The organism is Streptomyces sp. MNU76, from assembly GCF_020982545.1.
Lineage (GTDB): Bacteria > Actinomycetota > Actinomycetes > Streptomycetales > Streptomycetaceae > Streptomyces.
This window is the reverse complement of the sequence record NZ_JAJKLK010000026.1, coordinates 1-26,045: the sequence shown is the minus strand read 5'-3', so window position 1 is coordinate 26,045 and position 26,045 is coordinate 1. Positions and strand designations below refer to the sequence as shown.

General features: G+C 71.0%; 21 protein-coding genes, 4 pseudogenes and 1 riboswitch. Of the genes and pseudogenes, 16 read left to right on the top strand and 9 right to left on the bottom strand.

The annotated features are described in order from the left end of the window. Positions 1-13 precede the first annotated feature (13 nt). Genes E4N62_RS40885 through E4N62_RS40875 form a run of 3 tightly spaced genes read right to left on the bottom strand, consistent with a single transcriptional unit; the run spans position 14 to position 3,592 of the window. The gene (locus E4N62_RS40885) at positions 14-1,045 is read right to left on the bottom strand and encodes an ABC transporter permease (protein ID WP_230222948.1); all 1,032 of its coding nucleotides are present in this window, start codon (positions 1,043-1,045) and stop codon (positions 14-16) included. Then, positions 1,038-2,078 carry an ABC transporter permease gene (locus tag E4N62_RS40880; RefSeq protein ID WP_230222946.1) on the bottom strand — a complete coding sequence of 347 codons (1,041 nt, stop codon included), beginning with the start codon at positions 2,076-2,078 and terminating at the stop codon, positions 1,038-1,040. Before E4N62_RS40880 ends, E4N62_RS40885 begins: the two co-directional genes overlap by 8 nt. Next, positions 2,075-3,592 carry a sugar ABC transporter ATP-binding protein gene (locus tag E4N62_RS40875; RefSeq protein WP_230222944.1) on the bottom strand — a complete coding sequence of 506 codons (1,518 nt, stop codon included), beginning with the start codon at positions 3,590-3,592 and terminating at the stop codon, positions 2,075-2,077. Before E4N62_RS40875 ends, E4N62_RS40880 begins: the two co-directional genes overlap by 4 nt. A gap of 258 nt (positions 3,593-3,850) precedes the next feature. Here E4N62_RS40875 and rhaI point away from each other — a divergent pair. The 6 genes and pseudogenes from rhaI (at position 3,851) to E4N62_RS40845 (ending at position 11,823) form a co-directional block, all read left to right on the top strand. Continuing rightward, a pseudogene (gene rhaI, locus E4N62_RS40870) lies at positions 3,851-5,009 on the top strand (L-rhamnose isomerase). A gap of 208 nt (positions 5,010-5,217) precedes the next feature. Next, positions 5,218-7,257 carry a bifunctional aldolase/short-chain dehydrogenase gene (locus E4N62_RS40865; protein ID WP_230222942.1) on the top strand — a complete coding sequence of 680 codons (2,040 nt, stop codon included), beginning with the start codon at positions 5,218-5,220 and terminating at the stop codon, positions 7,255-7,257. 11 nt (positions 7,258-7,268) lie between these two features. Next, positions 7,269-8,747 carry a rhamnulokinase family protein gene (locus E4N62_RS40860; protein WP_230222940.1) on the top strand — a complete coding sequence of 493 codons (1,479 nt, stop codon included), beginning with the start codon at positions 7,269-7,271 and terminating at the stop codon, positions 8,745-8,747. Between the two features lie 189 nt (positions 8,748-8,936). Continuing rightward, positions 8,937-9,692, top strand: coding sequence for a (Fe-S)-binding protein (locus tag E4N62_RS40855; RefSeq protein WP_230222938.1), 756 nt, complete (start codon positions 8,937-8,939; stop codon positions 9,690-9,692). After that, complete coding sequence (locus E4N62_RS40850; RefSeq protein WP_230222936.1) at positions 9,689-11,167, top strand: LutB/LldF family L-lactate oxidation iron-sulfur protein; 1,479 nt, start codon at positions 9,689-9,691, stop codon at positions 11,165-11,167. The genes E4N62_RS40855 and E4N62_RS40850 overlap by 4 nt, the downstream gene beginning before the upstream one ends. After that, positions 11,164-11,823, top strand: coding sequence for a lactate utilization protein C (locus E4N62_RS40845; protein WP_230222934.1), 660 nt, complete (start codon positions 11,164-11,166; stop codon positions 11,821-11,823). Before E4N62_RS40850 ends, E4N62_RS40845 begins: the two co-directional genes overlap by 4 nt. Here the strand turns inward: E4N62_RS40845 and E4N62_RS40840 are convergent. Further along, positions 11,820-12,512 (bottom strand): UdgX family uracil-DNA binding protein, encoded by a 693-nt coding sequence (locus tag E4N62_RS40840; protein WP_230222932.1) that lies wholly within the window; start codon positions 12,510-12,512, stop codon positions 11,820-11,822. The two genes, E4N62_RS40845 and E4N62_RS40840, sit on opposite strands and share 4 nt — an antisense overlap. A 453-nt stretch (positions 12,513-12,965) precedes the next feature. Here E4N62_RS40840 and E4N62_RS49010 point away from each other — a divergent pair, with 453 nt between their 5' ends. The 4 genes and pseudogenes from E4N62_RS49010 to E4N62_RS40820 form a co-directional block, all read left to right on the top strand. Beyond that, positions 12,966-13,325, top strand: coding sequence for an EamA family transporter (locus E4N62_RS49010; protein ID WP_230222930.1), 360 nt, complete (start codon positions 12,966-12,968; stop codon positions 13,323-13,325). A gap of 137 nt (positions 13,326-13,462) precedes the next feature. Further along, the gene (locus tag E4N62_RS40830; protein WP_184902585.1) at positions 13,463-13,906 is read left to right on the top strand and encodes a Fur family transcriptional regulator; all 444 of its coding nucleotides are present in this window, start codon (positions 13,463-13,465) and stop codon (positions 13,904-13,906) included. 24 nt (positions 13,907-13,930) lie between these two features. Continuing rightward, complete coding sequence (katG, locus tag E4N62_RS40825) at positions 13,931-16,144, top strand: catalase/peroxidase HPI (protein WP_230222928.1); 2,214 nt, start codon at positions 13,931-13,933, stop codon at positions 16,142-16,144. A gap of 163 nt (positions 16,145-16,307) precedes the next feature. Next, positions 16,308-16,496, top strand: a pseudogene (locus E4N62_RS40820) (hypothetical protein); the annotation flags it as partial. Here the strand turns inward: E4N62_RS40820 and E4N62_RS40815 are convergent. Further along, positions 16,450-17,226: an SDR family oxidoreductase gene (locus E4N62_RS40815; protein ID WP_230222926.1), complete on the bottom strand. Its 777-nt coding sequence runs from the start codon at positions 17,224-17,226 to the stop codon at positions 16,450-16,452. The pseudogene E4N62_RS40820 and the gene E4N62_RS40815 overlap by 47 nt on opposite strands. Positions 17,227-17,296: 70 nt before the next feature. Further along, positions 17,297-17,476, bottom strand: a complete 180-nt coding sequence (locus E4N62_RS40810; protein ID WP_230223240.1) for a hypothetical protein — start codon at positions 17,474-17,476, stop codon at positions 17,297-17,299. Between E4N62_RS40810 and E4N62_RS40805 the strand changes: the two are divergent. Then, a pseudogene (locus tag E4N62_RS40805) lies at positions 17,436-17,763 on the top strand (SDR family oxidoreductase); the annotation flags it as partial. The gene E4N62_RS40810 and the pseudogene E4N62_RS40805 sit on opposite strands and share 41 nt — an antisense overlap. A 37-nt stretch (positions 17,764-17,800) precedes the next feature. Continuing rightward, entirely contained in the window at positions 17,801-18,169 is a 369-nt protein-coding gene (locus tag E4N62_RS40800) for a hypothetical protein (protein WP_230223238.1), read from the top strand. Between the two features lie 7 nt (positions 18,170-18,176). Here the strand turns inward: E4N62_RS40800 and E4N62_RS40795 are convergent, their stop codons facing one another. Continuing rightward, complete coding sequence (locus E4N62_RS40795; protein WP_230222924.1) at positions 18,177-20,393, bottom strand: alpha-L-fucosidase; 2,217 nt, start codon at positions 20,391-20,393, stop codon at positions 18,177-18,179. 190 nt (positions 20,394-20,583) lie between these two features. After that, positions 20,584-21,188, bottom strand: a pseudogene (locus tag E4N62_RS40790) (Gfo/Idh/MocA family oxidoreductase). A gap of 386 nt (positions 21,189-21,574) precedes the next feature. Between E4N62_RS40790 and E4N62_RS40785 the strand changes: the two are divergent. The 4 genes from E4N62_RS40785 to E4N62_RS40770 all read left to right on the top strand — a co-directional run bounded on the left by E4N62_RS40785 (position 21,575) and on the right by E4N62_RS40770 (position 25,519). Then, the gene (locus E4N62_RS40785) at positions 21,575-22,243 is read left to right on the top strand and encodes a DUF6215 domain-containing protein (RefSeq protein ID WP_230222922.1); all 669 of its coding nucleotides are present in this window, start codon (positions 21,575-21,577) and stop codon (positions 22,241-22,243) included. A 79-nt stretch (positions 22,244-22,322) separates the two neighbouring features. After that, positions 22,323-22,454, top strand: a riboswitch (cobalamin riboswitch). Between the two features lie 88 nt (positions 22,455-22,542). Beyond that, a complete protein-coding gene (locus tag E4N62_RS40780) occupies positions 22,543-23,595 on the top strand; it encodes an ABC transporter substrate-binding protein (RefSeq protein WP_230222920.1) in 1,053 nt (350 codons plus the stop codon). Between the two features lie 80 nt (positions 23,596-23,675). After that, positions 23,676-24,725 (top strand): FecCD family ABC transporter permease, encoded by a 1,050-nt coding sequence (locus E4N62_RS40775; protein ID WP_374117208.1) that lies wholly within the window; start codon positions 23,676-23,678, stop codon positions 24,723-24,725. Continuing rightward, entirely contained in the window at positions 24,722-25,519 is a 798-nt protein-coding gene (locus E4N62_RS40770) for an ABC transporter ATP-binding protein (protein WP_230222918.1), read from the top strand. Before E4N62_RS40775 ends, E4N62_RS40770 begins: the two co-directional genes overlap by 4 nt. Before the next feature lie 13 nt (positions 25,520-25,532). On the opposite strand, the gene E4N62_RS40765 is transcribed toward E4N62_RS40770, so the two are convergent. Beyond that, positions 25,533-25,877, bottom strand: a complete 345-nt coding sequence (locus E4N62_RS40765) for a transposase (RefSeq protein WP_230222916.1) — start codon at positions 25,875-25,877, stop codon at positions 25,533-25,535. Positions 25,878-26,045: the final 168 nt, after the last annotated feature.

Here is a 26,045-nt window from a genome sequence, read left to right as displayed (position 1 = left end):
GGGGTCCAGCCGTTCACGGGGCTGGTGTGGGCGCCTTCGTGGCCGGCACCGAGGCGGCTCTGCGGCCGGCCCTGGCGACGGAGATCTGGCGTGCGACCCGGGGGCCGAGCACGGAGAGGACGAGCAGGACGCCGGTGACGACGATCTGCGACTGGGCGGAGACGTCCTGGAGGCTCATGACGTTCTGCAGGGTGCCGAGCAGGAACACGCCGGCGATCGCGCCGCCGAGCGTTCCCTTGCCGCCGTCGAAGTCGATACCGCCGAGCAGTACGGCGGCGACGACCGAGAGTTCGAGGCCGGTGGCGTTGTCGTAGCGGGCGCTGGCGTAGTGCAGGGCCCAGAAGATGCCGGTGAGGGAGGCCATCAGACCGGTCACCGTGAAGAGGATCAGCTTCTGCCGTTTGACCCGGATGCCGGCGAACCGGGCGGCCTCCTCGCTCGCTCCGGTCGCGAAGACCGAGCGGCCGAAGGGGGTGGCGTGCAGGGCGATCACGGCGATCACGAGCAGGACCAGGAAGGGGATGAAGGCCTGCGGGACGAAGCTGTCACCGATCCGGCCGGCCGCGAAGTCCAGGTACTGGGTGGGGAAGTCGGTGACCGCGTCGGAGCCGAGGACGATCTGCGCGATGCCCCGGTAGGCGGCGAGGGTGCCGATGGTGACGGCGAGGGAGGACAGGCCGAGCCTGGTGACCAGCAGGCCGTTGATCAGTCCGCAGACCACACCGAGGGCCAGACAGATCGGGATGATCGTCTCGATGGTCATGCCCTGGTTCCACAGGGCGCCCATCACCGCGCCGGAGAGACCGGCGGTGGAGGCGACCGACAGGTCGATCTCGCCGGAGACCACGAGGAGGGTCATCGGGAGGGCGACCAGCGCGATCGGCAGGGTGTTGCCGATGAGGAAGGACAGGTTGAGCGCGTTGCCGAAGCCGTCGACGGTGCTGAAGGACAGCAGGAGCACGACGATGAGAAGGGCGCCGACGGCGGAATCCCACCTTTTCAAGGCGGACCAGCGCACAGCACGCGACAGCGTGGAGTCAGCCATGGCGGGCGTTCCTCTTCTTCAGGGCGGTCGCCACCCGGACCGCGACCACGCGGTCCACGGCGATGGCGAGGATGAGCAGGATGCCGTTGATCGCGAGCACCCACACCGAGCTGACGCCGAGGGCGGGCAGCACGCTGTTGATGGAGGTCAGCAGCAGGGCGCCGAGCGCCGCGCCGTAGACGCTGCCGGAGCCGCCGGTGAAGACCACACCACCGACCACGACGGCGCTGACGACGGTGAGCTCGTAGCCGTTTCCCGTGCTGGAGTCGACGTTGCCGAAGCGGGCCAGGTAGAGCGCGCCGGCGAGGCCGGCGAGGGCGCCGCAGAAGGTGTAGGCGACCAGGATCCGCTTGCGGACCGGGATGCCGGCGAGGCGGGCGGCCTCCGGGTTGGAGCCGAGCGCGTAGAGCTCGCGGCCGCTGCCGAAGTGCTTCAGGTAGTACGCCGTGGCCACCAGCACCGCCACTGCGATCAGGGCGAGGTAGGGCACGGCGTAGATGCCGCCGGAGCCGAAGTCGATGAACCCGTCCGGGAGTCCGGCGGCGACGATCTGCCGGGAGCCGACCCAGATGGAGTCGATGCCGCGGATGATGTAGAGCGTGCCGAGGGTGACGACGAGGGCGGGCACCTGGCCGAGGCTGACGAGCAGTCCGTTCAGCAGGCCGAAGCCGACGCCCATCAGGACCGCCAGGAGCACGGCCACGAACGCGTTGCCGCCGCCCTGAAGGTAGATACCGGCGGCGAAGGCGCTGATGCCGAGGGTGGAGCCGACCGACAGGTCGACGTTGCGGGTGATGACGACCAGTGACTGGCCGACGGCGACCAGCACCAGGATGGTCGCGTTGAGCAGCAGGTCCTTGATGCCCTGCTCGGTGAGGAACTCGCTGTTGCCCAGCTGGGTGACGACGATCATCACCAGGAAGACGACCAGGATGGCGAGTTCGCGCATCTTGAAGACGCGGTCCACGAGCCGGGTGCCGCTGGACTTGGGCACCTCGGCGACGGGGGTGTTCTGAGGGGTGGTCACCGTCATGCGGCGGCCCTCCCGGTGGCTGCGGCCATCACGGATTCCTCGGTGGCTTCGGAGCGAGGGATCTCGGCGGTGAGCCGGCCCTCGTGCATCACGAGCACGCGGTCGGCCATACCGAGGATCTCGGGCAGGTCGGAGGAGATCATCAGCACGGCCACGCCGTCGGCGGCCAACTCGCTGAGCAGGCGGTGCACTTCGGCCTTGGTGCCGACGTCGATGCCCCGGGTGGGCTCGTCGACGATCAGTACCTTGGGGCCGGTGGCGAGCCACTTGGCGAGGACGACCTTCTGCTGGTTGCCGCCGGACAGGGTGTTGACGGTGTCGGCGATCCGGGCGTACTTGACCTGGAGCTTGACCGCCCAGTCGAGGGAACGGCTGCGCTCGGCGCCCCGGTCCATCAGGCCCGCCCTGACGGTCGTACGGAGTCCGGTGAGGCCGATGTTGCGCTCGATGGACATGTCCATCACCAGGCCCTGGGCGCGGCGGTCCTCGGGGACCAGGGCGAGCCCGGCGGCCATGGCGGTGGAGGGGGCGCCGTTGGTGAGCGCCTTGCCGTCGATGTCGACCTCGCCGGCGTCCCAGCGGTCGATGCCGAAGACGGCCCGTGCGACCTCCGTACGGCCGGCGCCGACGAGGCCGGCCAGGCCGACGATCTCGCCCCGGCGGACCTCGAAGGAGACATCGGTGAAGACGCCCTCGCGGGTCAGCCGGCGCACGCTCAGCGCGACTTCGCCCGGCTCGACCTCCTGCTTGGGGTAGAGCTCGTCCAGGTCGCGGCCGACCATGCGGCGGACCAGGTCGTCCTCGGTCATGCCGTCGAGTGGTTCGCTGGAGATCCAGGCGCCGTCGCGCAGGGTCGTCACGCGCTGGCAGATCTGGAAGATCTCCTCCAGACGGTGGGAGATGAAGAGGACGGCGGAGCCCTGCTCGCGCAGGGTGCGGACGACACCGAAGAGCCGGGCCACCTCGCTGCCGGTGAGGGCCGCCGTCGGCTCGTCCATGATCAGGACGCGGGCGTCGAAGGAGAGCGCCTTGGCGATCTCGACGATCTGCTGGTCGGCGATGGACAGGCCGCGCGCGGGGCGGTCGGGGTCGAGCTCGACACCGAGCCGTTGCATCAGCGCCAGGGTGGCCGCATGGGTGGCCTTGTGGTCGATGCGGCCGAAGGCGCGCCGCGGCTGGCGGCCCATGAAGATGTTCTCGGCGATCGAGAGGTCGGGGAAGAGCGTGGGCTCCTGGTAGATGACGGCGATGCCCGCGTCCCGTGCGTCGGCAGGGCCGTGGAAGACGGTGGGCTCGCCGTCGAGGAGCACCTGGCCGGAGTCCGGTCGGTGCACCCCGGCGAGGCTCTTGATCAGGGTCGACTTGCCCGCGCCGTTCTCCCCGGCGAGTGCGTGCACCTCGCCCGGGAACAGTTCGAGGGACACGTCCCGCAGGGCGCGTACGGCGCCGAAGGACTTGGAAACGCCCTTCAGCGCGAGAACGGGGGCCGGACCCGTGTCGGACGGGTGGGTCATGGGGGCTCCTCGACGACGGCCTGTGGCTGGCTGAGGGGCTGTGCCAGGGCGTCGTGAAAGGTTTCAACTAGGTTGCCGGGACGTTAGGCACCACACGCAGGTCGCGTCAATGGGTTCCGGTCGAAATTCTTTCGACAGAAGAGGTCACAACCCGGTCACGGAGAACGGTATTGACCTGAGGGGTTGACAGTCCGGCGAGCCACTCATAGTTTCCGGTGCTGAATCGTTTCAGACAACAAAGCCGGTAGGAGCCCTGACGTGACCGAGCTCGCCGCGGTGAAGGCCGCCCTCAAGACACAGGCCGTCGAGACGCCGTCGTGGGCGTACGGAAACTCCGGAACCCGCTTCAAGGTGTTCGCCCAGGCGGGTGTCCCCCGCAATCCCTGGGAGAAGCTGGACGACGCCGGCAAGGTCCACGAGTTCACCGGCGTGGCACCGACCGTGGCGCTGCACATCCCCTGGGACAAGGTCGAGGACTATGCGGCGCTGGCGAAGCACGCGCAGGAGCGCGGCGTGAAGCTGGGCGCCATCAACTCCAACACCTTCCAGGACGACGACTACAAGCTGGGCAGCATCTGCCACCCGGACGCGGCGATCCGCCGCAAGGCCGTCGACCACCTGCTGGAGTGCGTCGACATCATGGACGCGACCGGGTCGCGCGATCTGAAGCTGTGGTTCGCGGACGGGACGAACTATCCCGGCCAGGACGACATCCGCGGACGCCAGGACCGGCTGGCCGAGGGGCTCGCCGAGGTCTACGAGCGGCTCGGCGACGACCAGCGGATGCTGCTGGAGTACAAGTTCTTCGAGCCCGCGTTCTACACGACCGATGTGCCGGACTGGGGCACCGCCTACGCCCACTGCCTCAAGCTCGGGCCGAAGGCGCAGGTCGTGGTCGACACGGGCCACCACGCGCCGGGGACCAACATCGAGTTCATCGTGGCCACGCTGCTGCGCGAGGGGAAGCTCGGCGCGTTCGACTTCAACTCGCGGTTCTACGCCGACGACGACCTGATGGTGGGCGCCGCGGACCCGTTCCAGCTGTTCCGGATCATGTACGAGGTCGTGCGTGGGGGCGGGTTCACTCCCGAGGTCGCGTTCATGCTCGACCAGTGCCACAACATCGAGGCGAAGATCCCCGCGATCATCCGCTCGGTGATGAACGTGCAGGAGGCCACGGCGAAGGCGCTCCTGGTGGACCGGGGGGCCCTTGCTGTTGCTCAGCGGGAGGGGGATGTGCTGGAGGCGAATGCGGTCGTGATGGACGCGTACAACACGGATGTACGGCCGTTGCTTCGTGAAGTGCGGGAGGAGATGGGGTTGGATCCCGATCCTCTGGGGGCGTACCGGCGGTCCGGGTGGGCGTCGAAGATCGTCGAGGAGCGGGTCGGTGGGAGCAGGCGGGTGGGGAGCGTGATCGCTGCGCCGAGCTGAAGCCGATGCCGCGCTTCGTCTGCCGAGTTCCGTCGGATGCGGGCTGCGGGTTGGTTCGCGCGCGGTTCCCCGCGCCCTCTGCCAGGCGCGGGGAACCGCGCGAGAAGCCCCACCCCACCTGCACTCGGCAACGCGCCCCCGACCCCCGAGCTGAACCCCCTACCCAATCTCACCGTAAGGATTGATCGCACATGGCAACCCATCCCGAAGCCGCAGCTCTGCTCGCCCGGTCCCGGCGGCTTGGTGCCGATCCGCGGAACACCAACTACGCCGGTGGCAACGCGTCCGCCAAGGGGACCGACACCGATCCCGTCACCGGCGGTGACGTGGAGCTGATGTGGGTGAAGGGGTCCGGGGGCGACCTGGGCACGCTGACCGAGGCCGGGCTCGCCGTGCTGCGGCTGGACCGGATGCGGGCGCTCGTCGACGTCTACCCGGGGGTCGACCGCGAGGACGAGATGGTGGCCGCGTTCGACTACTGCCTGCACGGCAAGGGCGGTGCGGCGCCGTCGATCGACACCGCGATGCACGGGCTGGTGGACGCGGCCCACGTGGATCACCTGCATCCCGACTCCGGGATCGCGCTGGCCTGCGCGGCCGACGGGGAGAAGCTGACCGCCGAGTGTTTCGGGGACAGCGTGGTGTGGGTGCCGTGGCGGCGGCCCGGGTTCCAGCTGGGTCTGGACATCGCCGCCGTGAAGCGGGAGAACCCGGGGGCCATCGGCTGTGTGCTCGGCGGGCACGGGATCACCGCCTGGGGCGACACCGCCGAGGAGTGCGAGAAGAACTCGCTGCACATCATTCGCACGGCCGAGCGGTTCCTGGAAGAGAAGGGGAAGGCCGAGCCGTTCGGGCCCGTCGTCGAGGGGTACACCGCGCTGGACGGCGCGGAGCGCCGGGAGCGGGCCGCGGCCCTCGCCCCGCACATCCGGGCCATCGCCTCGCAGGACAAGCCTCAGGTCGGGCACTTCGACGACTCCGAGGTCGTCCTCGACTTCCTGGCCGCCGCCGAGCACCCCCGCCTCGCCGCCCTGGGCACCTCCTGCCCCGACCACTTCCTGCGGACCAAGGTCCGCCCGCTCGTGCTGGACCTTCCGCCGAGCGCCGACCTCGACGCGGCGATCGCCCGGCTGAAGGAACTGCACGCCGAGTACCGCGAGGAGTACGCCGCCTACTACCAGCGGCACGCCGAGCCCGACTCCCCCGCGATGCGCGGCGCCGACCCCGCGATCGTGCTGATCCCGGGCGTGGGCATGTTCAGCTTCGGCAAGGACAAGCAGACGGCACGGGTGGCCGGCGAGTTCTACATCAACGCGATCAACGTGATGCGGGGCGCCGAGGCGGTGTCGACGTACGCGCCGATCGAGGAGTCGGAGAAGTTCCGCATCGAGTACTGGGCGCTGGAGGAGGCCAAGCTCCAGCGCATGCCGAAGCCGAAGCCGCTGGCGACCCGGGTGGCGCTGGTGACCGGTGCGGGCAGCGGGATCGGCAAGGCGATCGCCCACCGGCTCGTGGCCGAGGGCGCGTGTGTGGTCGTCGCCGATCTCAACGCCGAGAACGCCGCCGCCGTCGCCGAGGAGCTGGGCGGGGCGGACAAGGCCGTCGCCGTGACCGTCGACGTGACGGACGAGAGGCAGATCGGGGAGGCCTTCAAGGCCGCCGCGCTGGCCTTCGGCGGTGTCGATCTCGTCGTCAACAACGCGGGCATCTCGATCTCCAAGCCGCTGCTGGAGACGTCGGCCAAGGACTGGGACCTGCAGCACGACATCATGGCCCGCGGGTCGTTCCTGGTGTCGCGCGAGGCGGCGCGGGTGATGATCGCGCAGGGTCTGGGCGGCGACATCGTCTACATCGCCTCCAAGAACGCCGTCTTCGCCGGCCCCAACAACATCGCCTACTCCGCGACCAAGGCCGACCAGGCGCACCAGGTGCGGTTGCTCGCGGCCGAGCTGGGTGAGCACGGCATCCGCGTCAACGGGGTCAACCCCGACGGTGTGGTGCGGGGTTCGGGGATCTTCGCGGCCGGCTGGGGTGCCCAGCGCGCGGCGACCTACGGCATCGAGGAGGAGAAGCTCGGCGAGTTCTACGCCCAGCGGACCATCCTCAAGCGCGAGGTGCTGCCGGAGCACGTGGCGAACGCGGTGTTCGCGCTGACCGGCGGGGAGCTGACACACACCACCGGGCTGCATGTCCCGGTCGACGCCGGCGTGGCCGCCGCCTTCCTCCGATGAGTACGCACGCCATGAGCGGGACTCCGGCGAGCGGGGCCGTGAAGTCGTACGCGGCGGTCGACCTGGGTGCCTCCAGTGGGCGTGTCATGGTCGGCCGCGCGGGGCGGGACTCGCTGGAGCTGGTCGAGGCGCACCGGTTCCCGAACCGGCCGGTGCGAACGCCCGAGGGGCTGCGCTGGGACGTGCTGTCGCTGTACGCGGGCGTCCTGGACGGACTGAGGACGGCCGGTGTCGTCAGCGATGGACGGGTCGACTCCGTCGGCATCGACAGCTGGGCCGTCGACTACGGGCTGCTGGACGCGGACGGTGCCCTGCTGGGCAATCCGGTGCACTACCGGGACGCCCGCACCGAGGGTGTCGCGGAGAAGGTGTGGACGACCGTGCCCGCCGCCGAGCTGTACGCGGCGACCGGGTTGCAGTACGCGCCGTTCAACACGCTGTACCAGTTGGTCGCCGCCCGGTCGTCCGCGCAGTTCGCCCATGCCGAGCGGTTGTTGCTCGTCCCGGATCTGCTGACGTACTGGCTGACCGGGGAGCCGGGCACCGAGCTGACCAACGCGTCCACCACCCAGCTGATCGACCCCCGGACCCGTGACTGGTCGCGGGACGTCGCGGATCGGCTCGGCATCGACCTCGGCCTGTTCGCACCGTTGCGGCGGCCCGGTGATCCGGCGGGCCTGCTGCGGCCCGAGGTGCTTCAGGCCACGGGGCTCTCCGGTCCGGTCCCGGTGACGACGGTCGGCTCGCACGACACCGCCTCGGCGGTGGCGGCCGTGCCGGCGACCGGGGAACGGTTCGCGTACATCTGCACCGGCACCTGGTCGCTGGCGGGCCTGGAGCTTCAGGCCCCGGTGCTGACCGAGGCGAGCCGGGCGGCCAACTTCACCAATGAGCTGGGGCTCGACGACACGGTCCGTTACCTCCGGAACATCATGGGGCTGTGGCTGCTCCAGGAGTGCGTACGGGAGTGGGGGGACCCGGATCTCGGCGAACTGCTGCGGGAGGCCGCGACGGTGCCCGCGTTGCGGTCGGTGGTGGACGCCGGGGACTCGGCGTTCCTCGCGCCCGGGCGGATGCCCGAGCGGATCGCCGAGGCGTGCCGGGAGTCGGGGCAGCCCGTCCCGGAGTCACCCGCCGAGATCACCCGGTGCATCCTCGACTCGCTGGCCCTCGCCCACCGGCGGGCCGTCGCCGAGGCCCAGGCGCTGGCCGACCACCCCGTCGACGTCGTCCACATCGTGGGCGGTGGCACCCGTAACGCGCTGCTCTGCCAACTCACCGCCGACGCCTGCCGGCTGCCGGTGGTGGCGGGGCCGGCGGAGGCGGCGGCCCTCGGCAACGTCCTCGTCCAGGCCCGCACCCACGGTCTGGTCGGCGACCGGGCCTCGATGCGGCGACTCCTCGCCCGCACCCAGCCGCTGGTGCGGTACGAGCCGCAGGGCGACCCGGCGGCCTGGCGCGCGGCGGAGGACCGGCTCGCCGGCAGGTGAGCGGGCCTCCCCCGGCGGGAACTCCCCGGTGGGAACTCCCCGGCGGGAACTCCGCCGGCGAGATCAGCGCGCGGATCAGCCGCCTCGCGACGGCCCCGTGTCCGCCGATCGTCACGGGGGGCCTCTCGCCCTTCGCGTTCGCACGTCGTACTCTGCACTCATCCGATGACCGACCCTCAAGGAGCCGCGATGCGTGTCGCTCTGTTCCTGACCTGTGTCAACGACACGCTCTATCCGGACACCGGCCGCGCCGTGGTGAAACTCCTGACCAGGCTGGGTGTGGACGTCGACTTCCCGATGGGTCAGACCTGCTGCGGACAGGCGCACTACAACACCGGGTACCGACGGCAGGCCGAGCCATTGGCCCGGCAGTTCTCCGATGTATTCCGGGAGTACGAGGCGATCGTGACGCCGTCCGGATCGTGCGGGGCGATGGTGCGGGAGCTGTATCCGCGCATGGGTGAGCGGGCCCGGGCCGAGGGGCGCGGGGACGGTCTGGCGCGGACGCTGGCCCCGGTCGTGCCGAAGACGTACGAGCTGACCGAGTTCCTGGTGAACGTGCTGGGCGTGACGGACGTCGGCGCGTACTACCCGCACAAGGTGACCTACCACCCGACCTGCCACGGGCTGCGGAGCCTCGGTCTCGGCGAGCGGCCCCGGCGGCTGCTGCAGGCCGTCAAGGGGCTGGAACTGGTGGAGCTGCCCGGCGCGGACGAGTGCTGCGGCTTCGGCGGCACGTTCGCCGTGAAGAACTCCGATGTCTCGGCGGCGATGGGCGCGGACAAGGTGCGCAACGCCGAGTCGACGGGCGCGGACGTGCTGTGCGCGGCCGACAACTCGTGCCTGATGCACCTCGGCGGCACGATGACCCGGCTGCGGACGGAGCTGCGGCCCGTCCACATCGCGGAGATCCTGGCGAGCACGGAAGAGGAGCCGCTGGTATGAGCGGGACGTATCTCGGGATGCCTGCGTTCCCGAAGGCGGCGCACGAGGCCGTGCGCAACGAGACCCTGCGCGGGAATCTGCGCCACGCCACCCACACCATCCGCGCCAAACGCGCCAACGCGGTCGCGGAGGTGTCCGACTGGGCCGCGCTGCGCGAGGCGGGCAAACAGATCAAGGACCATACGCTCCGTCATCTCGACCGATATCTCGTGCAGTTGGAGGAGTCGGTCACGGCGGCGGGCGGCACGGTCCACTGGGCCGCCGACGCGGACGAGGCCAACCGGATCGTCACGTATCTCGTCAAGGCGACCGGCGAGAGCGAGGTCGTCAAGGTCAAGTCGATGGCCACGCAGGAGATCGGGCTGAACGAGGCGCTGGAGACCGAGGGCATCCACGCCTACGAGACCGATCTCGCCGAGCTCATCGTGCAGTTGGGCAAGGACCGGCCCTCGCACATCCTGGTCCCGGCGATCCACCGCAACCGGGGCGAGATCCGGGACATCTTCACGCGCGAGATGAGCGAGTGGGGCCGCCCGGCCCCCGAGGGTCTGTCCGACACGCCCGCCGAGCTGGCGGAGGCGGCGCGGCTGCATCTGCGGGAGAAGTTCCTGCGGGCCAAGGTCGGTGTCTCCGGCGCCAACTTCATGGTCGCCGAGACGGGCACGCTGGTGGTCGTGGAGTCCGAGGGCAACGGCCGGATGTGCCTCACCCTCCCCGAGACCCTGATCTCGGTCGTCGGCATCGAGAAGATCGTGCCGACCTGGCAGGACCTGGAGGTGTTCCTGCAGACCCTGCCCCGCTCCTCCACGGCCGAGCGCATGAACCCGTACACCTCGACCTGGACGGGCACCACCGACGAGGACGGGCCGGGGACCTTCCACCTCGTGCTCATCGACAACGGCCGCACCGACACGCTCGCCGACGAGGTCGGCCGGCAGGCCCTGCGCTGTATCCGCTGCTCGGCCTGTCTCAACGTCTGCCCGGTGTACGAGCGGGCGGGCGGCCATGCCTACGGCTCGGTGTACCCGGGCCCGATCGGCGCCATCCTCAGCCCTCAACTCCGGGGCACGGGAAGCGAGATCGACTCCTCGCTGCCGTACGCCTCGTCGCTGTGCGGCGCCTGCTACGAGGTGTGTCCGGTCGCCATCGACATCCCGGAGGTGCTGGTGCACCTGCGGGAGCGGGTGGCGCAGGGCGGCCCGGTGACGGAAGGCGGCAACAAGGTCGTGCTCAAGCCCGCGAAGGGGCACGCGGCCGAGCGGGCGGCGATGCGCGCGGCCCGGTGGGCGTTCAGCCACCCCGGCGCGCTGCGTACCGGGCAGCGGCTCGCGTCCCACACGCGCCGCTTCCACCCCCGTACCCTGCCGGGCCCCGGCAGGGCCTGGAGCGGCACCCGGGACCTTCCCGCGCTGCCCGCCGAGCCGTTCCGGGACTGGTGGCAGCGGACCAACGGCGGCAAGGAGGACGTGAAATGAGCAGCAGGGATCTGATCCTGGGCCGGGTGCGACGCGCCCTCGCCGACGTACGACGGGACGACATTCCGTACGAGCGGGCCGTGCAACGGGACTATCTCCGTGAGCACGGCCGGCTGAGCGCCGACGAGACGGTGGAGTTGCTGGCGGAGAACCTGGCGGACTACCGGGCGCTCGTCCACCGCACCGACGCGGCAGGGCTCGCGCAGGTGATCGCCGGGCTGTTGCGCGCGCACGGCTCCAACTCTGTGCTGGTGCCGTCGGGGCTGCGCGAGGACTGGCTGTCGGCGACCGATCTGACGCGGGTACCGGACCGGGGCGAGAGCACCGCGCACGAGTTGGACCGGGTCGACAGTGTCGTCACGGCCTGCGCCCTCGCCATCGCCGAGACCGGCACGATCGTGCTGGACGGCTCCCCCGGCCAGGGCCGCCGCCGGATCACGCTCGTGCCCGACCATCACGTCTGCGTCGTCCGTGTACCGGATCAGGTCGTGTCGTCGGTGCCGCAGGCACTCGAACTCCTCGACCCGGCCCGCCCGTTGACGTGGATCTCGGGCCCGTCCGCCACCAGCGACATCGAACTGGACCGGGTGGAGGGCGTGCACGGCCCGCGCACCCTGGAGGTGGTCCTGGTGACCGGGGACGGCGGCCGGGACTAGGAGGTGTTGGCCAGCGCCTCGGCGGCCACCCTGAGGTCGGACACCAGTCCCGCGTAGGCGGCGTCGCGGTCGTCGGCGCGGAGTACGGCGGAGGGGTGCAGGGTGGCGACCACGTACGGCCCCGGCGACCCGTCCGTGGGCAGGGGCAGCAGTGTGCCGCGGTCCTTGGTGACCCGGAACGAGCCGCCGAGCAGTGCCTTGCCGGCGGTGGCGCCGAGGGCCACCACGATCTCGGGCCGGACGAGGCGGAGTTCGGCGAGCAGCCAGGGGCGGCAGGCGGCGACCTCACGCAGGTCGGGCGCCTTGTGGATCCGGCGTTTGCCGCCGCCCGGGGGCCGGGTGAACTTGAAGTGCTTGACCGCGTTGGTCACATAGGTCGTGTCCCAGTCGATCCCGGCCTCGTCGAGGGCGCGCCGCAGCAGCCGCCCGGCGGGGCCCACGAAGGGCTCGCCCTGCCGGTCCTCCTGGTCCCCCGGCTGCTCACCGACGAGCAGGAGCCGGGCGGACCCGTCCCCCTTGCCGAAGACGGTCCTCGTGGCGTCCTCGTACAGGGGACAGCCCCGGCAGTCGGCCGCGGCCGTGCGGTGGGCGGGGAGCCCGCCGCGGCTCGGGAGGAACGGCTCGGCGTCGTAGGCCCGCGGGCCCGGTGAGCGGGCCTTCGTGGGGCTCGCGTGCTCGACGGGACTCATCCGGGGACACCTCCTCGGGCGGAACCGGGACCGCTTCCGAGTACCCCTCCTGCCGTCGCGATGCACCATGGACCGGCTCCCTTCGGGCACCCACGGACCCATGGCCGCCTTTCTCGCGCTCACGTCCGCCGCGCTGTACGGCATCGTCGACTTGGTCGGCGGGCTGGGGTGCGCTCTCCGGGGTCGGGAGCGGGATCGCGATGACGTATCTCAACCGGGGGCTGAGCCGGAGCGCCATGACCGTGGTGGTGCCGGTCAGCGCGCTCACCGGGGTGGCGCTGTCCGTGCTGTGCGGGGTCGTCCTCCTCGGTGACCGGCCCGCCGCCGCGGCGTGGCTGGGCATCTGCGTCACGGTGTCGGCGCCGTGGCTGGTGTCGTACGGCGGAGGGCCCGACGACCGGGCGGAACCGGCCGGGGGCCCTGGACGGGCTGGTCGCCGGCCTGGGGGTGGCGGTGCAGTACCTCGGGCTGGCCCAGGCCGGTACGGGCAGCGGGTGTGGCCGGTGGTGGCGGGGCGGGCGGCGGCGGTGCTCCTGCTCGTCCCGGGCTGTGGCGGCGGGCCGGACGGTTCCGGCAGCGGCGGCGGTGTGGGCGTCGGCGGTGGCCATCGGGGCGGGGGCCGCGCTCGCGTTGCTCCTCTACCTCTGGGCGGCCCAGCGGCAGATGGTGTCCGTGGTGGTCGTCCTGGCGTCCCTGTATCCGGCCGTGCCCACGGTCCTCGGACTGACCCTGCTCCACGAACGGGTGAACTTCCGGCAGACGGCAGGGCTCGTCGGAGCCGTGATCGCGATCCTGCTGCTCACCTTGGGCTGATTCGATCGCCCCAGCCGCAGGTGGGCGGGGTTCGGGGGCCCTGCCTGAGCGGCTACGGACGGTGGCCGGCACACCACTGAAACTTGGTTGGTTCGTTTTCTTGAACTGTTCGTGTTTATGGGGGTAGGTTGGTCGCCATGACCGCATCCCAGCCCCCGAACACCGCCGAGGAGCTGCGCGGTGCCGGCCTGCGGGTGACGGCCGCGCGCGTGGCGCTGCTCGAGACCGTCCGGGACGGCGACCACCTCGGCGTCGAAGCGATCGCCGCGGGCGTGCGCGATCGCGTGGGCCACATCTCGCTCCAGGCCGTGTACGAGGCCCTGAACGCGCTCGCCGGCGCGGGGCTCGTACGCCGCCTCGAACCACCCGGCAGCCCGGCCCTGTACGAGGGGCGCGTCGGGGACAACCACCACCACCTCGTGTGCCGCAGTTGCGGTGTCGTGGTCGACGTCGACTGCGCGGTCGGGCACGCCCCGTGCCTGACCGCCTCCGACGACCGCGGCTTCGCGATCGACGAGGCCGAGGTCATCTACTGGGGCCTGTGCCCCCCATGTTCCGAAGCCAGCAGTTCAGCACCGTGATCCACCAGTTCCGGAAGGACTCCCATGACTGAGAACCACGACGCGATCGTCACCGACGCGAAGCCCGAGGAGACGGGAGGCTGCCCGGTCGCTCACGGGCGCGCCGCGCACCCGACCCAGGGCGGCGGGAACCGTCAGTGGTGGCCGGAGCGGCTCAACCTGAAGATCCTCGCCAAGGACCCGGTCGTCGCGAACCCCCTCGGTGAGTCGTTCGACTACGCCGAGGCGTTCAACAACCTCGACCTCGCGGCCGTGAAACAGGACATCGCGGAGGTGCTGACCACCTCGCAGGACTGGTGGCCCGCCGACTTCGGCAACTACGGCCCGCTGATGGTCCGCATGGCCTGGCACAGCGCCGGCACCTACCGCATCCACGACGGCCGCGGCGGTGGCGGTCGCGGCCAGCAGCGCTTCGCGCCGCTGAACAGCTGGCCGGACAACGGCAACCTGGACAAGGCCCGCCGTCTGCTGTGGCCGGTGAAGAAGAAGTACGGCCAGGCCATCTCCTGGGCCGACCTCATGATCCTCACCGGTAACGTCGCCCTGGAACAGATGGGCTTCGAGACCTTCGGCTTCGCCGGCGGCCGCGCCGACGTGTGGGAGGCCGACGAGGACGTCTACTGGGGTCCCGAGACCACCTGGCTGGACGACCAGCGCTACAGCGGCGACCGCGAGCTGGAGAACCCGCTCGGCGCCGTCCAGATGGGTCTGATCTACGTCAACCCGGAGGGCCCCAACGGCAACCCGGACCCGCTCGCCGCGGCCCGCGACATCCGTGAGACCTTCCGTCGCATGGCGATGAACGACGAGGAGACCGTCGCCCTCATCGCCGGTGGCCACACCTTCGGCAAGACCCACGGCGCCGGCCCCGCGGACAACGTGGGCGACGACCCCGAGGCCGCCACCATGGAGCAGCAGGGCCTCGGCTGGAAGTCCACCTACGGCACCGGCAAGGGCGGCGACGCCATCACCTCCGGCCTGGAGGTCACCTGGACCACCAAGCCGACCCAGTGGAGCAACGACTTCTTCGACATCCTCTTCGGCTACGAGTGGGAGCTCACCCAGAGCCCCGCCGGCGCCAACCAGTGGGTGGCCAAGGACGCGCAGGCGATCATCCCCGACGCCCACAGCGACGCCAAGAAGCTCCCCACGATGCTCACCACCGACCTCTCGTTGCGCTTCGACCCGATCTACGGCGAGATCTCCAAGCGCTTCCACGAGAACCCCGACCAGTTCGCGGACGCCTTCGCCCGCGCCTGGTTCAAGCTGACCCACCGTGACATGGGCCCGAAGTCGCTGTACCTCGGCCCGGAGGTCCCGGCGGAGACCCTGATCTGGCAGGACCCGCTGCCGGCGGCCGAGGGCGAGATCATCGACGCCGCCGACATCGCGGCGCTCAAGACCAAGCTGCTCGCCTCGGGTCTGTCGGTCTCGCAGCTGGTGTCCACCGCGTGGGCGTCGGCCTCCACCTTCCGCTCCAGCGACAAGCGCGGCGGCGCCAACGGTGCCCGGATCCGCCTGGAGCCCCAGCGCGGCTGGGAGGTCAACAACCCGGACGACCTGCGTCACGTCCTGAGCGTCCTGGAGGGCGTCCAGGCGGAGTTCAACTCCGGTGCCAAGAAGGTCTCCCTGGCCGACCTGATCGTCCTCGGCGGTGCCGCCGCGGTTGAGAAGGCCGCCAAGGACGCCGGGTACCCGGTCGAGGTGCCCTTCACCCCGGGCCGGGTGGACGCGACCGAGGAGCACACGGACGCCGAGTCGTTCGCGGCGCTGGAGCCTGCGGCCGACGGTTTCCGCAACTACCAGGGCAAGGGCAACCGCCTGCCCGCCGAGTACCTGCTGATCGACCGGGCGAACCTGCTCTCGCTGAGCGCCCCCGAGCTGACGGTCCTCGTCGGTGGTCTGCGCGTCCTGGGCGCCAACCACGCCCAGTCCACGCACGGCGTCTTCACCGACACCCCGGGCGTGCTCACCAACGACTTCTTCGTCAACCTGCTCGACCTGGGCACGACCTGGAAGTCCACCTCCGCCGACCAGACCTTCTTCGAGGGCCGTGACGCGGACACCGGTGAGGTCAAGTGGACCGGCACCCGCGCCGACCTGGTCTTCGGCTCCAACTCCGAGCTCCGTGCCCTCGCCGAGGTCTACGCGAGCGACGACGCCAAGGAGAAGTTCGTGAAGGACTTCGTCGCGGCCTGGGCCAAGGTCTCCGACCTCGACCGGTTCGACCTGGTCTGATCGTCCCGATCCGATCGGACCAGGTCCTCTGGACCGACCTGGTCCGATCGACCCGAGCACAGCGACCGGGCCGGCTCCTCACGGGGCCGGCCCGGTCGTTTCGCGTGCACCCCGGCCGCCGCCGGCCGACCCCGTGCCCGGGCACCCGCCCGCCCGCGGAGCGCCGTTCCACCACGGCTACTGGGACACGCCCTCCGGGATCGACCCGGACGAGAAGTCACCGCCCCGTGCGGCGAACGAGACCACCCTCACCGCCTGGGACCCGGCCCCTGAGCAGCCGATGTTCAAGACGGCCGCGGCGGCCCTCACCCCGGTCGGCCCGCCGGCCGCCCCGACCGCGTGGGGGCGATGAAGAGTTCCTCGACGACCGTGCGCGCGGGGAGCGTGGCGCACAGCACGACGGCGCGGGCCACGTCCTCCGGTCTCACCATGGCGGCCCGTCGCTGCACGCTCGGTGGGTCCGGGCGGCTGTCCAGGACCGGGGTGTCGACCTCGCCCGGCAGGACGCAGGTGGCCCGGACCAGGTCGTCGCCGTAGGTGTTGCGCAGATAGGCCATGAAGTTGCGCACGCCCGCCTTCGCCGCGCCGTAGGGGGCTCCGCCGAGGGGCGTGGGCCGTACGGCGGCGAGCGAGGAGATCGTGATGATCGAGCCGCCCCCGCGCTCCAGCATGTCCGGGAGGACGGCCCGGGTGAGCAGATAGACCGCGGTGAGGTTGACGTCGACCACGGCATGCCACTCGTCCTCGCCGAGCCGGCGGACGTCACCGACCCGGCCGGCCGCACCGGCGTTGTTGACGAGGACGTCCACGGGGCCGGCCGTCTCCCGGGTCCAGCGGATCAGCTCCCGCACCTCGTCGGCGTCCTCGACGTGGGCCGGGTGGGCGAACGCCGTGCCCCCGGCGTCCGCGACGACGGCGGCCACCTCGGCGAGGACATGGGGCCGTCGTCCGACCAGGACCACGGTCGCGCCCTCCTCGGCGAGCATCAGGGCGGTCGCCCGGCCGATGCCGGTGCCGGCCCCGGTGACCAGCGCGGTCCTCCCGTCGAGCGGTCCTGTGCGCCTCCGGTCCGGCTCTCCCATGTCCGTCAGCCCTCTCCGCCGTGAACTCACCGCCACAGCAAGGCAGTTCACCCCGGACGGGGAGCTCCGGTCAACGGATCGGCAGCCGGAAGCCCAGCTCGGCCGCCGCCGACCGCAGCAGCGGCACCATGGCGACCAGGTCGTCCATGCTGCGGCGGAAGGCGGGCGCGGCGGTGGACAGGGCGGCGAAGACGGTGCCGTCGGGGCGCGACATCTGCTCGCTGCAGAGCGAGGCGGTACGCCCCGGCATCGCGCCCTACGCGGCGACCAAGGGCGGCCTGAAGATGCTGACCAAGGGCATGTGCGCCGACCTCGGGCCGCACGGCATCCAGGTCAACGGCATCGGCCCCGGCTCCTTCGACACCGAGCCGACCTCCGCGCTGGTCGCCGACGAGGAGTTCAGCTCCTGGGTGCGCGGGCGGACGCCGGGGCAGGGTGGAGGACCTGGTCGGTGCCCTGCTGTTCCTCTCCTCCCCCGCTTCCGACTTCGTGAACGGCCGGCTGCTGTACGTCGACGGCGGCATGCTGTCCGTCCTGAGACCCCGCCGATGCCCCAAGGAGCCCCCATGCACGCGTGTGTTGTCCACTCGGCTGTCTGGTCGTGGCGGCCCTGCGGCACGCGGGCGCCGCCGAGGTCGTCGCCTGCGATCTGCACGCAATGCCGCTGCGGATCGCGACCGAGGTGGGCGCGACCGCCACCGCACGGGCGGACCGGCCCGACGACCTCGGCAATGTGGCGGTCACCCGTGAGCTGGAGCTGCGGGGTTCCTTCCGCTTCGACACCGAGTTCGACGAGGCCCTGTCCCTGCTGGCCCAGGGCCTCCCTGTCGATCCGGTCGTCACGCACACCTTCCCGCTGGAGGCGTCCGTCGCCGCCTTCGAGACCGCTCGGGACCGTACGGTCGCCTCCAAGGTGCTGCTCGATCTGTCCGACCGGGCGTGAGCGGGCGTCAGACCTCGGTGAAGGTCCACAAAAGGTTGGTGCTGGTGCCCCAGGTCCACTGTTTGGCGGGCGAACCGGAGGGGACGTTCCCGCCGCCGTCGAGGACGAGTTTCGTGGTGCGGTTGGCGAGGGAGTGGCGGCCGTCGCCGCGGTGGGTGATCAGCCACTGCTGGTCGGGGCCGCCGTGCCAGACCGCCTGCTTCACGGGAGCGCCCTCGCCGGTGGCGCCGCGGCCGTCGGCGACCAGGCCGTTGGCCCGGTTCACCAGCTTGTAGTAGCCGTCGCCGACGTACACGGCGTGCCACTGCAGGCCGGTGGAGCCGTCCCACGTCCCCTGCTTCAGGTCGGCGCCGACGGGGACGTCTCCCCCGCCGTCCAGGGCGAGTCCGTTGGTGACGTTGGTGATCCGGAACCAGGCGGACGGAGCGAGCGTCACCTTCAGCGAGGTGATCCGGTTCCGGACCCGTGCGGTGTCCTCGGTGAACGTCCACGACCTGCCGGTGAAGTCGTCGCCGGAGTAGCCGACCAGCTCGTGGCCCGGGGCGAGCTTCAGGGAGGCGAGGGTGCCCGGCGCCAGGCCGGCGAGGCCGAGCTGTTCGGCCGTGTGTTCGCCGAGGGCCAGGACGGCGCCGTCACCGCGGTAGCGGCTGTCCTCGAAGACCAGGGCTCCGGTGGCGGGCCGCAGGACCGGGATCCGGCCGGAGAAGCGGAACTTGAGGACGTAGGCGGGGGCCTCGAAGGGGGCCGTCGGGGGAAGGGTCACCTTCAGTCCGGTCGGTCCCTGGACCGGGGTGTCGAGGTCGATGTACGTACCGGCCGTGGCGTCGAGGAGGCGTACCGAGGCCAGCGAGTCCAGGTCGATCCGGTCCGAGCCGAGCGTCCTGAGCGTCAGCGAACGGCCGGGCCAGCCGAGGACCGTCGCGTACAGGACGGTGCCCGCCTTGTTCCGGGTGAAGCGGATGTCCTGCGGAGTGCCGGCGGTGGGCCGGGTGAAGGAGCCGCCGCCCATCTTGGTGGGCCCCTCGCCGTACGCGGTCCAGGCGCGGGTACCGTAGATCGACTCGCCGAAGCGCTTCAGGTAGTCGCCGATGCCGAGCAGGAGGTCGCGCTGGCCCTGCGGGATGGTGCCGTCGGCCTGCGGAGCGATGTTGAGCAGCACGGTGCCGTTCTTGCTGACGCGGTCGACGAACGAGTGCAGCATCTGCGCGAGCGAGTAGTAGCCGATGCCCTCGGTGTAGCACCAGCTGGAGTCGGAGATGCTGTCGTCGGTCAGCCAGTAGGGCGCGGTGAGGTCGGCGGGGCCGCCGCGCTCGTAGTCGAACACCGAACCATGGCTGTTGAAGCCGTCCTTGTAGGTGGCGACGACCTCCTTGCCCCACTTGTCGGCCTGGTTGAAGTAGTACGACAGGAAGTTCAGCCGCCGCGTCTCGTCGATGTGGTCGAGCCGCCAGTCCTGCCACAGGATGTCGGGCCGGGACCGGTCGACGACCTCCTTGAGCTTGTCGTACCAGAGCTGGTTCTCCGCCTCCGGACTCAACTGCCCGTACAGCTTCTTGAGGCTGGGGTCGGACTGCGGGGGCGCGAACTCGAAGAAGCCGGTGTGGTTGTACGCGTGGTGCATGGCGACCAGGAGCCTCAGCTTCCTGGCGCGGATGGCGTCGGTGAAGAGCTTCAGCAGGTCCAGGCGCGGCCCCTTGGCCACGGAGTTCCACTCGTTGACCCGGCTGTCCCACATCGAGTAGCCGTCGTGATGCTCGGCCACCGGCCCGGCGAACCGCGCGCCCGCGTCGACGAAGAGCCGGGCCCATTCGTCGGGGTCGAAGTTCCCGCCCGCCGACTTGAGCTTCGGCGCGAACTCCACATGGCGGCCCGCGAGATCGTCGGCCCCGTCGATGAACCGGTGGTACGGCCAGTCGGCCGGGTCCCCGTACGTGGCGACGTGGTGCCGATGGGCCCGCTCCTCAGGGTTGTACATGTTGCGCGGATACCACTCGCTGTCGTACGCCGGGACGCTGAACGCCCCCCAGTGGAAGTAGATGCCGAACTTGGCGTCCCGGAACCACTCGGGGGCGGCGGGGTGCCGGTTCACGGACTCCCAGGTCGGGGTGTAGGCCCTCGGGGCGGTCGGTGAACCCCCGGCCGCGAACGCGTCGTCGGCCCCGGTGGCCGCGACGACGGCCGTGGCACCGGCCATCAACGTGCGCCTGCTGATCGATTGCGACATAACCACGAACCTCAGGCATGCGGACCATCACTGTCAACGGTCACACAGTGATGAATAGCCTTGCAGGGCAATGCCATTTTTCTGTTTTGCGCCACTGGATACCGGTTGATCCGAGGTGAGACATCACATGTCTGTGACGGTGACGGCGTTGACGGGTCCCCCCGGGGGGGCGATGGTCGACGTCCGTCGGTCAGCTGGGGAGGGCGGGGCGTTCGACGAGTTCCACCTCCGTGCGGACGCCCTCGGTCTGAGCGCGGACGGCCGCCTCGGAGACCGCGGCGACGGCGTACCCGTCCCAGGTGCCGGGTCCGGTGACCTCGCCGCGCCGGGTGGCGTCCACCCAGGCCTGGACCTGTCGGCCGTAGGCGTCCTCGAACCGTTCGCGGCAGCTCGGCGTGACGGTGCCGCCCCAGCGGCCCGCCGCGTTGACGAGCATGTCGTGTCCGTCGCCGATGCGGGCCGTGCCGTCCTCGCAGACGGCCTCGGCCCGCACCTGGCAGCGGCGTATGAAGCCCACCTGGACCCGGCAACTCCCATTAGGGGCTTCTCACGCAGCACACGCAGGTCGTGGGCGAGGGCGGCGAGCACGTCCGCCTCGTGCGCGGGGCCCGGTGAGGCGACGAGGACGGCGCCTACGCCGGGGGCGGCCAGTGCCTCGGGGGTGTCGCCGCAGGCCGCGCACCCCTCGACGCCTTCGGCGATCGCCCGGGCCCGGTCGGTGTCGAGGTCGACGACGGCCGCCACATGGGCGCCGCTGATCACCTCGGAGATCCTGCGCACATGGTCGGCGCCCATCCGGCCGGTGCCGACGACGGCGACACCGAGGGAGAGTCCTGCACGGACATGGCGTTCCTTCCTCTCGTGGACCGCTACGGCCCCCGGGCAGGGCGCGCACCGGGTCTCGGTCTCCCCTCGGGAGCCCTGCTTCACGCCTGCGCGGAATATCGTTTCCCCCTCGCGACGATCACCGGTTAGGCTCCCCCGGCGCGCGTCAGGCGTGTGCACATCAAGGTGGGGGCACGGGGGACATGGCCGACGATTTCGCCGATTCCGGAGCGGGTTCGAGAGCGGATACGGAAACGGACTCGGCAGCGGACTCGGCAGCGGTTCCGGCGACGGGGCATGGGGCCGATCCGGAAACGGGTCCCGGGGCCGGTGCGCGACGCGGCTCGGCGAAGGAGATGAGTACGGGCGGCCAGGTGGTCTCGGCCGTGGCGACCGTCGGTGTACTGCTGGGCGGATTGTGGTTGCTGGGCGACCTCCTCGACACGACCCCCGAGGCCCGGGAGCCGGCCGTCTGCTCGTCGTCGTCGGCCGACCCCACTCCGGCGGCACCAGGCAAGGTCTCCGGTGCACAGCTGTGCACCGCGCTGAACCGCGCCGACCTGCCGGAGCTCCTCGGGACGCCCACCGAGCAGGCGGTCATCGCCTCGGGCAGCGAGAACGAGTCCACCTGGTTCGACGGCACCAAGACCGTCACCCCCGAGGCGACCGTCGAACTCGACACGTACACCGTGGAGCTCTCGGCATCGTACGAGGACCTCCCGGTCGCCGAGGCGGTCGGCTATCTGGGCTCCGGCGCCGAGACCAGGAAGGTCCTCGGACACACGGCGGCCCTGTACTCGGGCCGGACCATCGGCATCTCGTTCCGCCTCGACGGCAGCGACCCGGAGTCCGCTCCCGGCGGCGTCGCCCGGCAGCTGCTGGTCGCGACCGACCCGAAGGACAGCGGCAGCACCTTCGAACTCGTCATCTACCGCCAGGACTCCCAGATTCCGGACGACGCGGCGCTGTTCCGTGTCGCCGAGAAGGTCCTGCCGACGCTCCCGGGCTGGAAGCCCGCGACCTGACGGGTCCTCGGAAGCGCGTGTGATAGCTTGCCGACGCCAGTCGAACCCATGTGCGCACACAGCAGTGCGCGTACGGGTCAGGGAATCCGGTGTGAATCCGGAGCTGACGCGCAGCGGTGAGGGTGACGGGCGGGACAACAGCCACTGGACGGCGGTCACGATCGCGGTCCGGGAAGGCGTCTCGTCCGGGTGACCCCGAGTCCGAAGACCTGCTGGCGGTCCCCGGCACCGAGGGGTGCCCGGGGAAGCACCGTACGACCGGGCTTCGCGCATGAGCCCTCGACGCCGAAGGAAGTCCCGTGCCGCTCGCACGCCCCGTCCGCCATGCCGTCCTGTTCCTGACCGCCGGTGCCCTGGTACTGACCGGCTGCGGGGGCTCCGGTTCCACAGCGTCGCCGGGCCGCGGTCCGGTGCCGGGCGAATCCGCCGGTCATCCGGTGACGCTCGACAACTGCGGGCGCGAGGTGCGGGTCGACAGCCCGCCCGAGCGCGCCGTCTCCCTCAACCAGGGCACGACCGAGATCTTGCTCTCCCTCGGGCTCGCCGACCGTGTGGTGGGCACCGCCACCTGGACCGATCCGCTGCCGAAGGGGCTCGAGAAGGCCAACGCGAAGGTGCCCCGGCTCGCCGATGACGCGCCCTCCTTCGAGAAGGTCCTCGACGCCGAACCCGACCTCGTCGTCTCCTCGTTCGCCTCCACGCTCGGCAAGGGCGGGGTGGCGACCCGGGAGGAGTTCGAGAAGCTCGGCGTGCCCACGTATCTGTCGCCGTCGGACTGTGTGGGCAAGGACAACAGCGGGGACGGCGACGGCGTCCGCACCGAGCCGCTGACCATGGAGACGGTCTACGACGAAGTCCGCGATCTGGCCCGGATCTTCGGGGTCGAGGAGCGCGGCGAGAAGCTGGTGGCCGAGCTGAGGTCCCGGGTCAGGAAGGCGACCGCCGGACTCGACGCGCGTGGGGTCACCGTCCTGTACTGGTTCGCCAATGACCAGTCCCCGTACCTCGCCGGGTGCTGCGGCGCCCCCGGGATCATCACCCGTGAACTGGGCGCGAAGAACGTCTTCGACGACACCGACGCGGAGTGGCCCCAGGTCAACTGGGAGACCGTCGCCGACCGCGACCCGGACGTCCTCGTCATCGGGGACCTGGTCCGCAAGCAGCAGACGGCCGAGACCGCCACGAAGAAGATCGAGTTCCTGGAGTCCGACCCGGTCACCCGGAACATGACGGCGGTGCGCGAGAAGCGGTACGTAAGGCTGCCGGGCCAGGCCATGAACCCCACGATCCGCACCGTCGAGGGCGTGGAGAAGCTCGCGACTGCGCTGCGCGAGTACGGCCTCACGGGATGACGGCCCCGGAACCCGACACGAAACCGGTGGCCGACACGCAACCGGTGGCCGACGAGGTGACCGGAACGTCGGCCCCTGCCGTGGCGCGCCGGGCGGCTGCGGCGGGAGCCGTCGGTCGGGGGCTGTGGTGGGGGTCGGCATGGTCGGCCGGGGGCGCGGTGCTGTGTCTGTCCGTCGCCCTCGCGATCACCATCGGGCCGGCCGACATCGATGTGGTCGACGTCTGGTCCACGGTGGTGGCCCATCTCGGCTGGGGGCACACGGAGTTGACGCCCATCCGGGACGGCATCGTGTGGAACCTACGATTGCCGCGCACCCTGCTGGCCGCCGTGTGCGGGGCCGGACTGGCCGTGTGCGGCGCGGTGATGCAGTCCCTGCTGCGCAACCCGCTCGCCGACCCCTTCGTGCTCGGTGTCTCCTCCGGCGCGTCGACCGGCGCGGTCGTGGTCGTCGTGCTCGGCGCGGGAGGCGGCGCGCTGTCGGTCTCCGGCGGCGCGTTCCTGGGCGCGGTGGCCTCCTTCGGCCTCGTGCTGCTGCTCAGCCACACCCTCGGCGGCACCACCGACCGGGTGGTGCTGGTCGGGGTCGCGGCCATGCAACTGTTCTCCGCGCTCACCTCCTTCATCGTGATGACCGCGGCCGACGCCGAGACGACCCGCGCGGTGCTGTTCTGGCTGCTCGGCTCGCTCAGCGGTGCCGACTGGACGGATGTGACGGTGTGCCTGGTGGTGCTGGTGGCGGTGCTGCTGGTCTGCCTGGGGCACAGCCACGCGCTGGACGCGTTCGCGTTCGGGCAGGACGCGGCGGCCTCGCTCGGCGTCTCCGTGGCCCGCGTCCGGCTCGTCCTGCTGTGCGCCACCGCCCTGCTCACGGCCGCCCTGGTCGCCTCGGCGGGGGCCATCGGCTTCGTCGGCCTGGTGCTGCCGCACGCCGCACGCGCACTGACCGGCTCCGGCCACGGTCGGCTCCTGCCGGCCTCCGCACTGGCCGGGGCCGTGTTCCTGGTGTGGGTCGACACCCTCGCCCGTACCGTCCTGGACCCGCAGGAGGTGCCGGTCGGGGTGGTGACGTCCCTCATCGGCGTCCCGGCGTTCGTTGCCATCATGTACCGGACCAGGAGCGCCCGATGACCGACACCGCCTCCAGCGCCTCCCCCGGGCTGCGCGCCGAGCGGGTGTCCCGGACCGCCGACGGCACGCTGATCCTGGACGGGGTCAGCGTGGCGCCCCGGCCCGGCACCGTCACCGGTCTGCTCGGCCCCAACGGCTCGGGCAAGTCCACCCTGCTGCGTCTGCTCGCCGGGGTCCTCGCGCCCGCCTCGGGGGTCGTCACCCTCGACGACCGTCCACTGGACCGGGTGGGCCGCCGGGCGGTCGCCCGGCGGATCGCCGTTGTGGCCCAACAGGCTGACACCCAGGTCGAGTTGACAGTCCAGGACGCCGTACGGCTGGGCCGTGTCCCGCACCGCCGAGCGTGGTCGCCCGCCTCGCGAGCCGACGAGGAGGCCGTCCGCACGGCCCTGGCCCGCACGGGTCTGGCCGACAAGGCCCGCCGGTCCTGGCACACCCTGTCGGGCGGTGAGCGCCAGCGGGTCCAGATCGCCCGCGCCCTCGCCCAGGAGCCGAGCGAACTCCTCCTGGACGAGCCCACCAACCACCTCGACATCCAGCACCAGCTCGCCCTGCTGACCCTGATCCGCGAACTCCGTCTGACCAGCGTCGTCGCCCTGCACGACCTGAACCTCGCCGCCATGTACTGCGACCGACTCGTCGTACTGCGGCAGGGCCGCGTGGTGGCCGCCGGGACCCCGCACGACGTCCTCACCGAGTCCCTGATCGCCGACGTCTACGGCGTACGGGCCACCGTCACCGCCACCGGCCCCGACGAAGGACCCCACATCCGCTTCCTGGGCCCGCTGCCCTAGTAGACTGTCGCGGCTAGTTTTTGGGATAGAGGTGGCGCAGTTTGATGCGTGCGTCGTGGGTGGTGAACTGCCAGTTCACCTGACGCTGGTCGGTGTTGGTGGCGTTCTGCCAGGCTGAGAGTTCGGTGTTGAGGGTGTCGAGGTCGCTGATCCGGCGGTCGAGGCATTGCCGGGTCAGTGCGGAGAGTTCGATCTCGGCGATGTTGAGCCATGACCCGTGCTTGGGCGTGTGGTGGATCCGGGCGTTGGGCCAGGGCGAATGCCTCTTCGGTTCGAACGCCTCGTACAACGAGGCGATGTTGTGGGTGTTGAGGTTGTCCATCACCAGCACCACGGTCTCGGCGTCGGGGTAGTCCACGCTCAGTAACTGTTTGACCTGGCCAGGCCCAGTCGATCCGGGTCCGCCGGGACAGTGCCTGAACGCGACGCCACCCGCGCAGGGTTCGACCCACACGAAGATCGAGTGCCGCAGCGGATGTAAACTCGCGCGTGTCCCTGGCGGGCGTCGTGACCAGGGGCGGGCCGG

Bases quoted from the DNA above. Each gene is read 5' to 3' on its own strand.
- E4N62_RS40885 (WP_230222948.1), bottom strand. From the start codon at position 1,045: ATGGCTGACTCCACGCTGTCGCGTGCTGTGCGCTGGTCCGCCTTGAAA.
- E4N62_RS40880 (WP_230222946.1), bottom strand. From the start codon at position 2,078: ATGACGGTGACCACCCCTCAGAACACCCCCGTCGCCGAGGTGCCCAAG.
- E4N62_RS40875 (WP_230222944.1), bottom strand. From the start codon at position 3,592: ATGACCCACCCGTCCGACACGGGTCCGGCCCCCGTTCTCGCGCTGAAG.
- E4N62_RS40865 (WP_230222942.1), top strand. From the start codon at position 5,218: ATGGCAACCCATCCCGAAGCCGCAGCTCTGCTCGCCCGGTCCCGGCGG.
- E4N62_RS40860 (WP_230222940.1), top strand. From the start codon at position 7,269: ATGAGCGGGACTCCGGCGAGCGGGGCCGTGAAGTCGTACGCGGCGGTC.
- E4N62_RS40855 (WP_230222938.1), top strand. From the start codon at position 8,937: ATGCGTGTCGCTCTGTTCCTGACCTGTGTCAACGACACGCTCTATCCG.
- E4N62_RS40850 (WP_230222936.1), top strand. From the start codon at position 9,689: ATGAGCGGGACGTATCTCGGGATGCCTGCGTTCCCGAAGGCGGCGCAC.
- E4N62_RS40845 (WP_230222934.1), top strand. From the start codon at position 11,164: ATGAGCAGCAGGGATCTGATCCTGGGCCGGGTGCGACGCGCCCTCGCC.
- E4N62_RS40840 (WP_230222932.1), bottom strand. From the start codon at position 12,512: ATGAGTCCCGTCGAGCACGCGAGCCCCACGAAGGCCCGCTCACCGGGC.
- E4N62_RS40830 (WP_184902585.1), top strand. From the start codon at position 13,463: ATGACCGCATCCCAGCCCCCGAACACCGCCGAGGAGCTGCGCGGTGCC.
- katG (WP_230222928.1), top strand. From the start codon at position 13,931: ATGACTGAGAACCACGACGCGATCGTCACCGACGCGAAGCCCGAGGAG.
- E4N62_RS40815 (WP_230222926.1), bottom strand. From the start codon at position 17,226: ATGGGAGAGCCGGACCGGAGGCGCACAGGACCGCTCGACGGGAGGACC.
- E4N62_RS40810 (WP_230223240.1), bottom strand. From the start codon at position 17,476: ATGCCGGGGCGTACCGCCTCGCTCTGCAGCGAGCAGATGTCGCGCCCC.
- E4N62_RS40795 (WP_230222924.1), bottom strand. From the start codon at position 20,393: ATGTCGCAATCGATCAGCAGGCGCACGTTGATGGCCGGTGCCACGGCC.
- E4N62_RS40785 (WP_230222922.1), top strand. From the start codon at position 21,575: ATGAGTACGGGCGGCCAGGTGGTCTCGGCCGTGGCGACCGTCGGTGTA.
- E4N62_RS40770 (WP_230222918.1), top strand. From the start codon at position 24,722: ATGACCGACACCGCCTCCAGCGCCTCCCCCGGGCTGCGCGCCGAGCGG.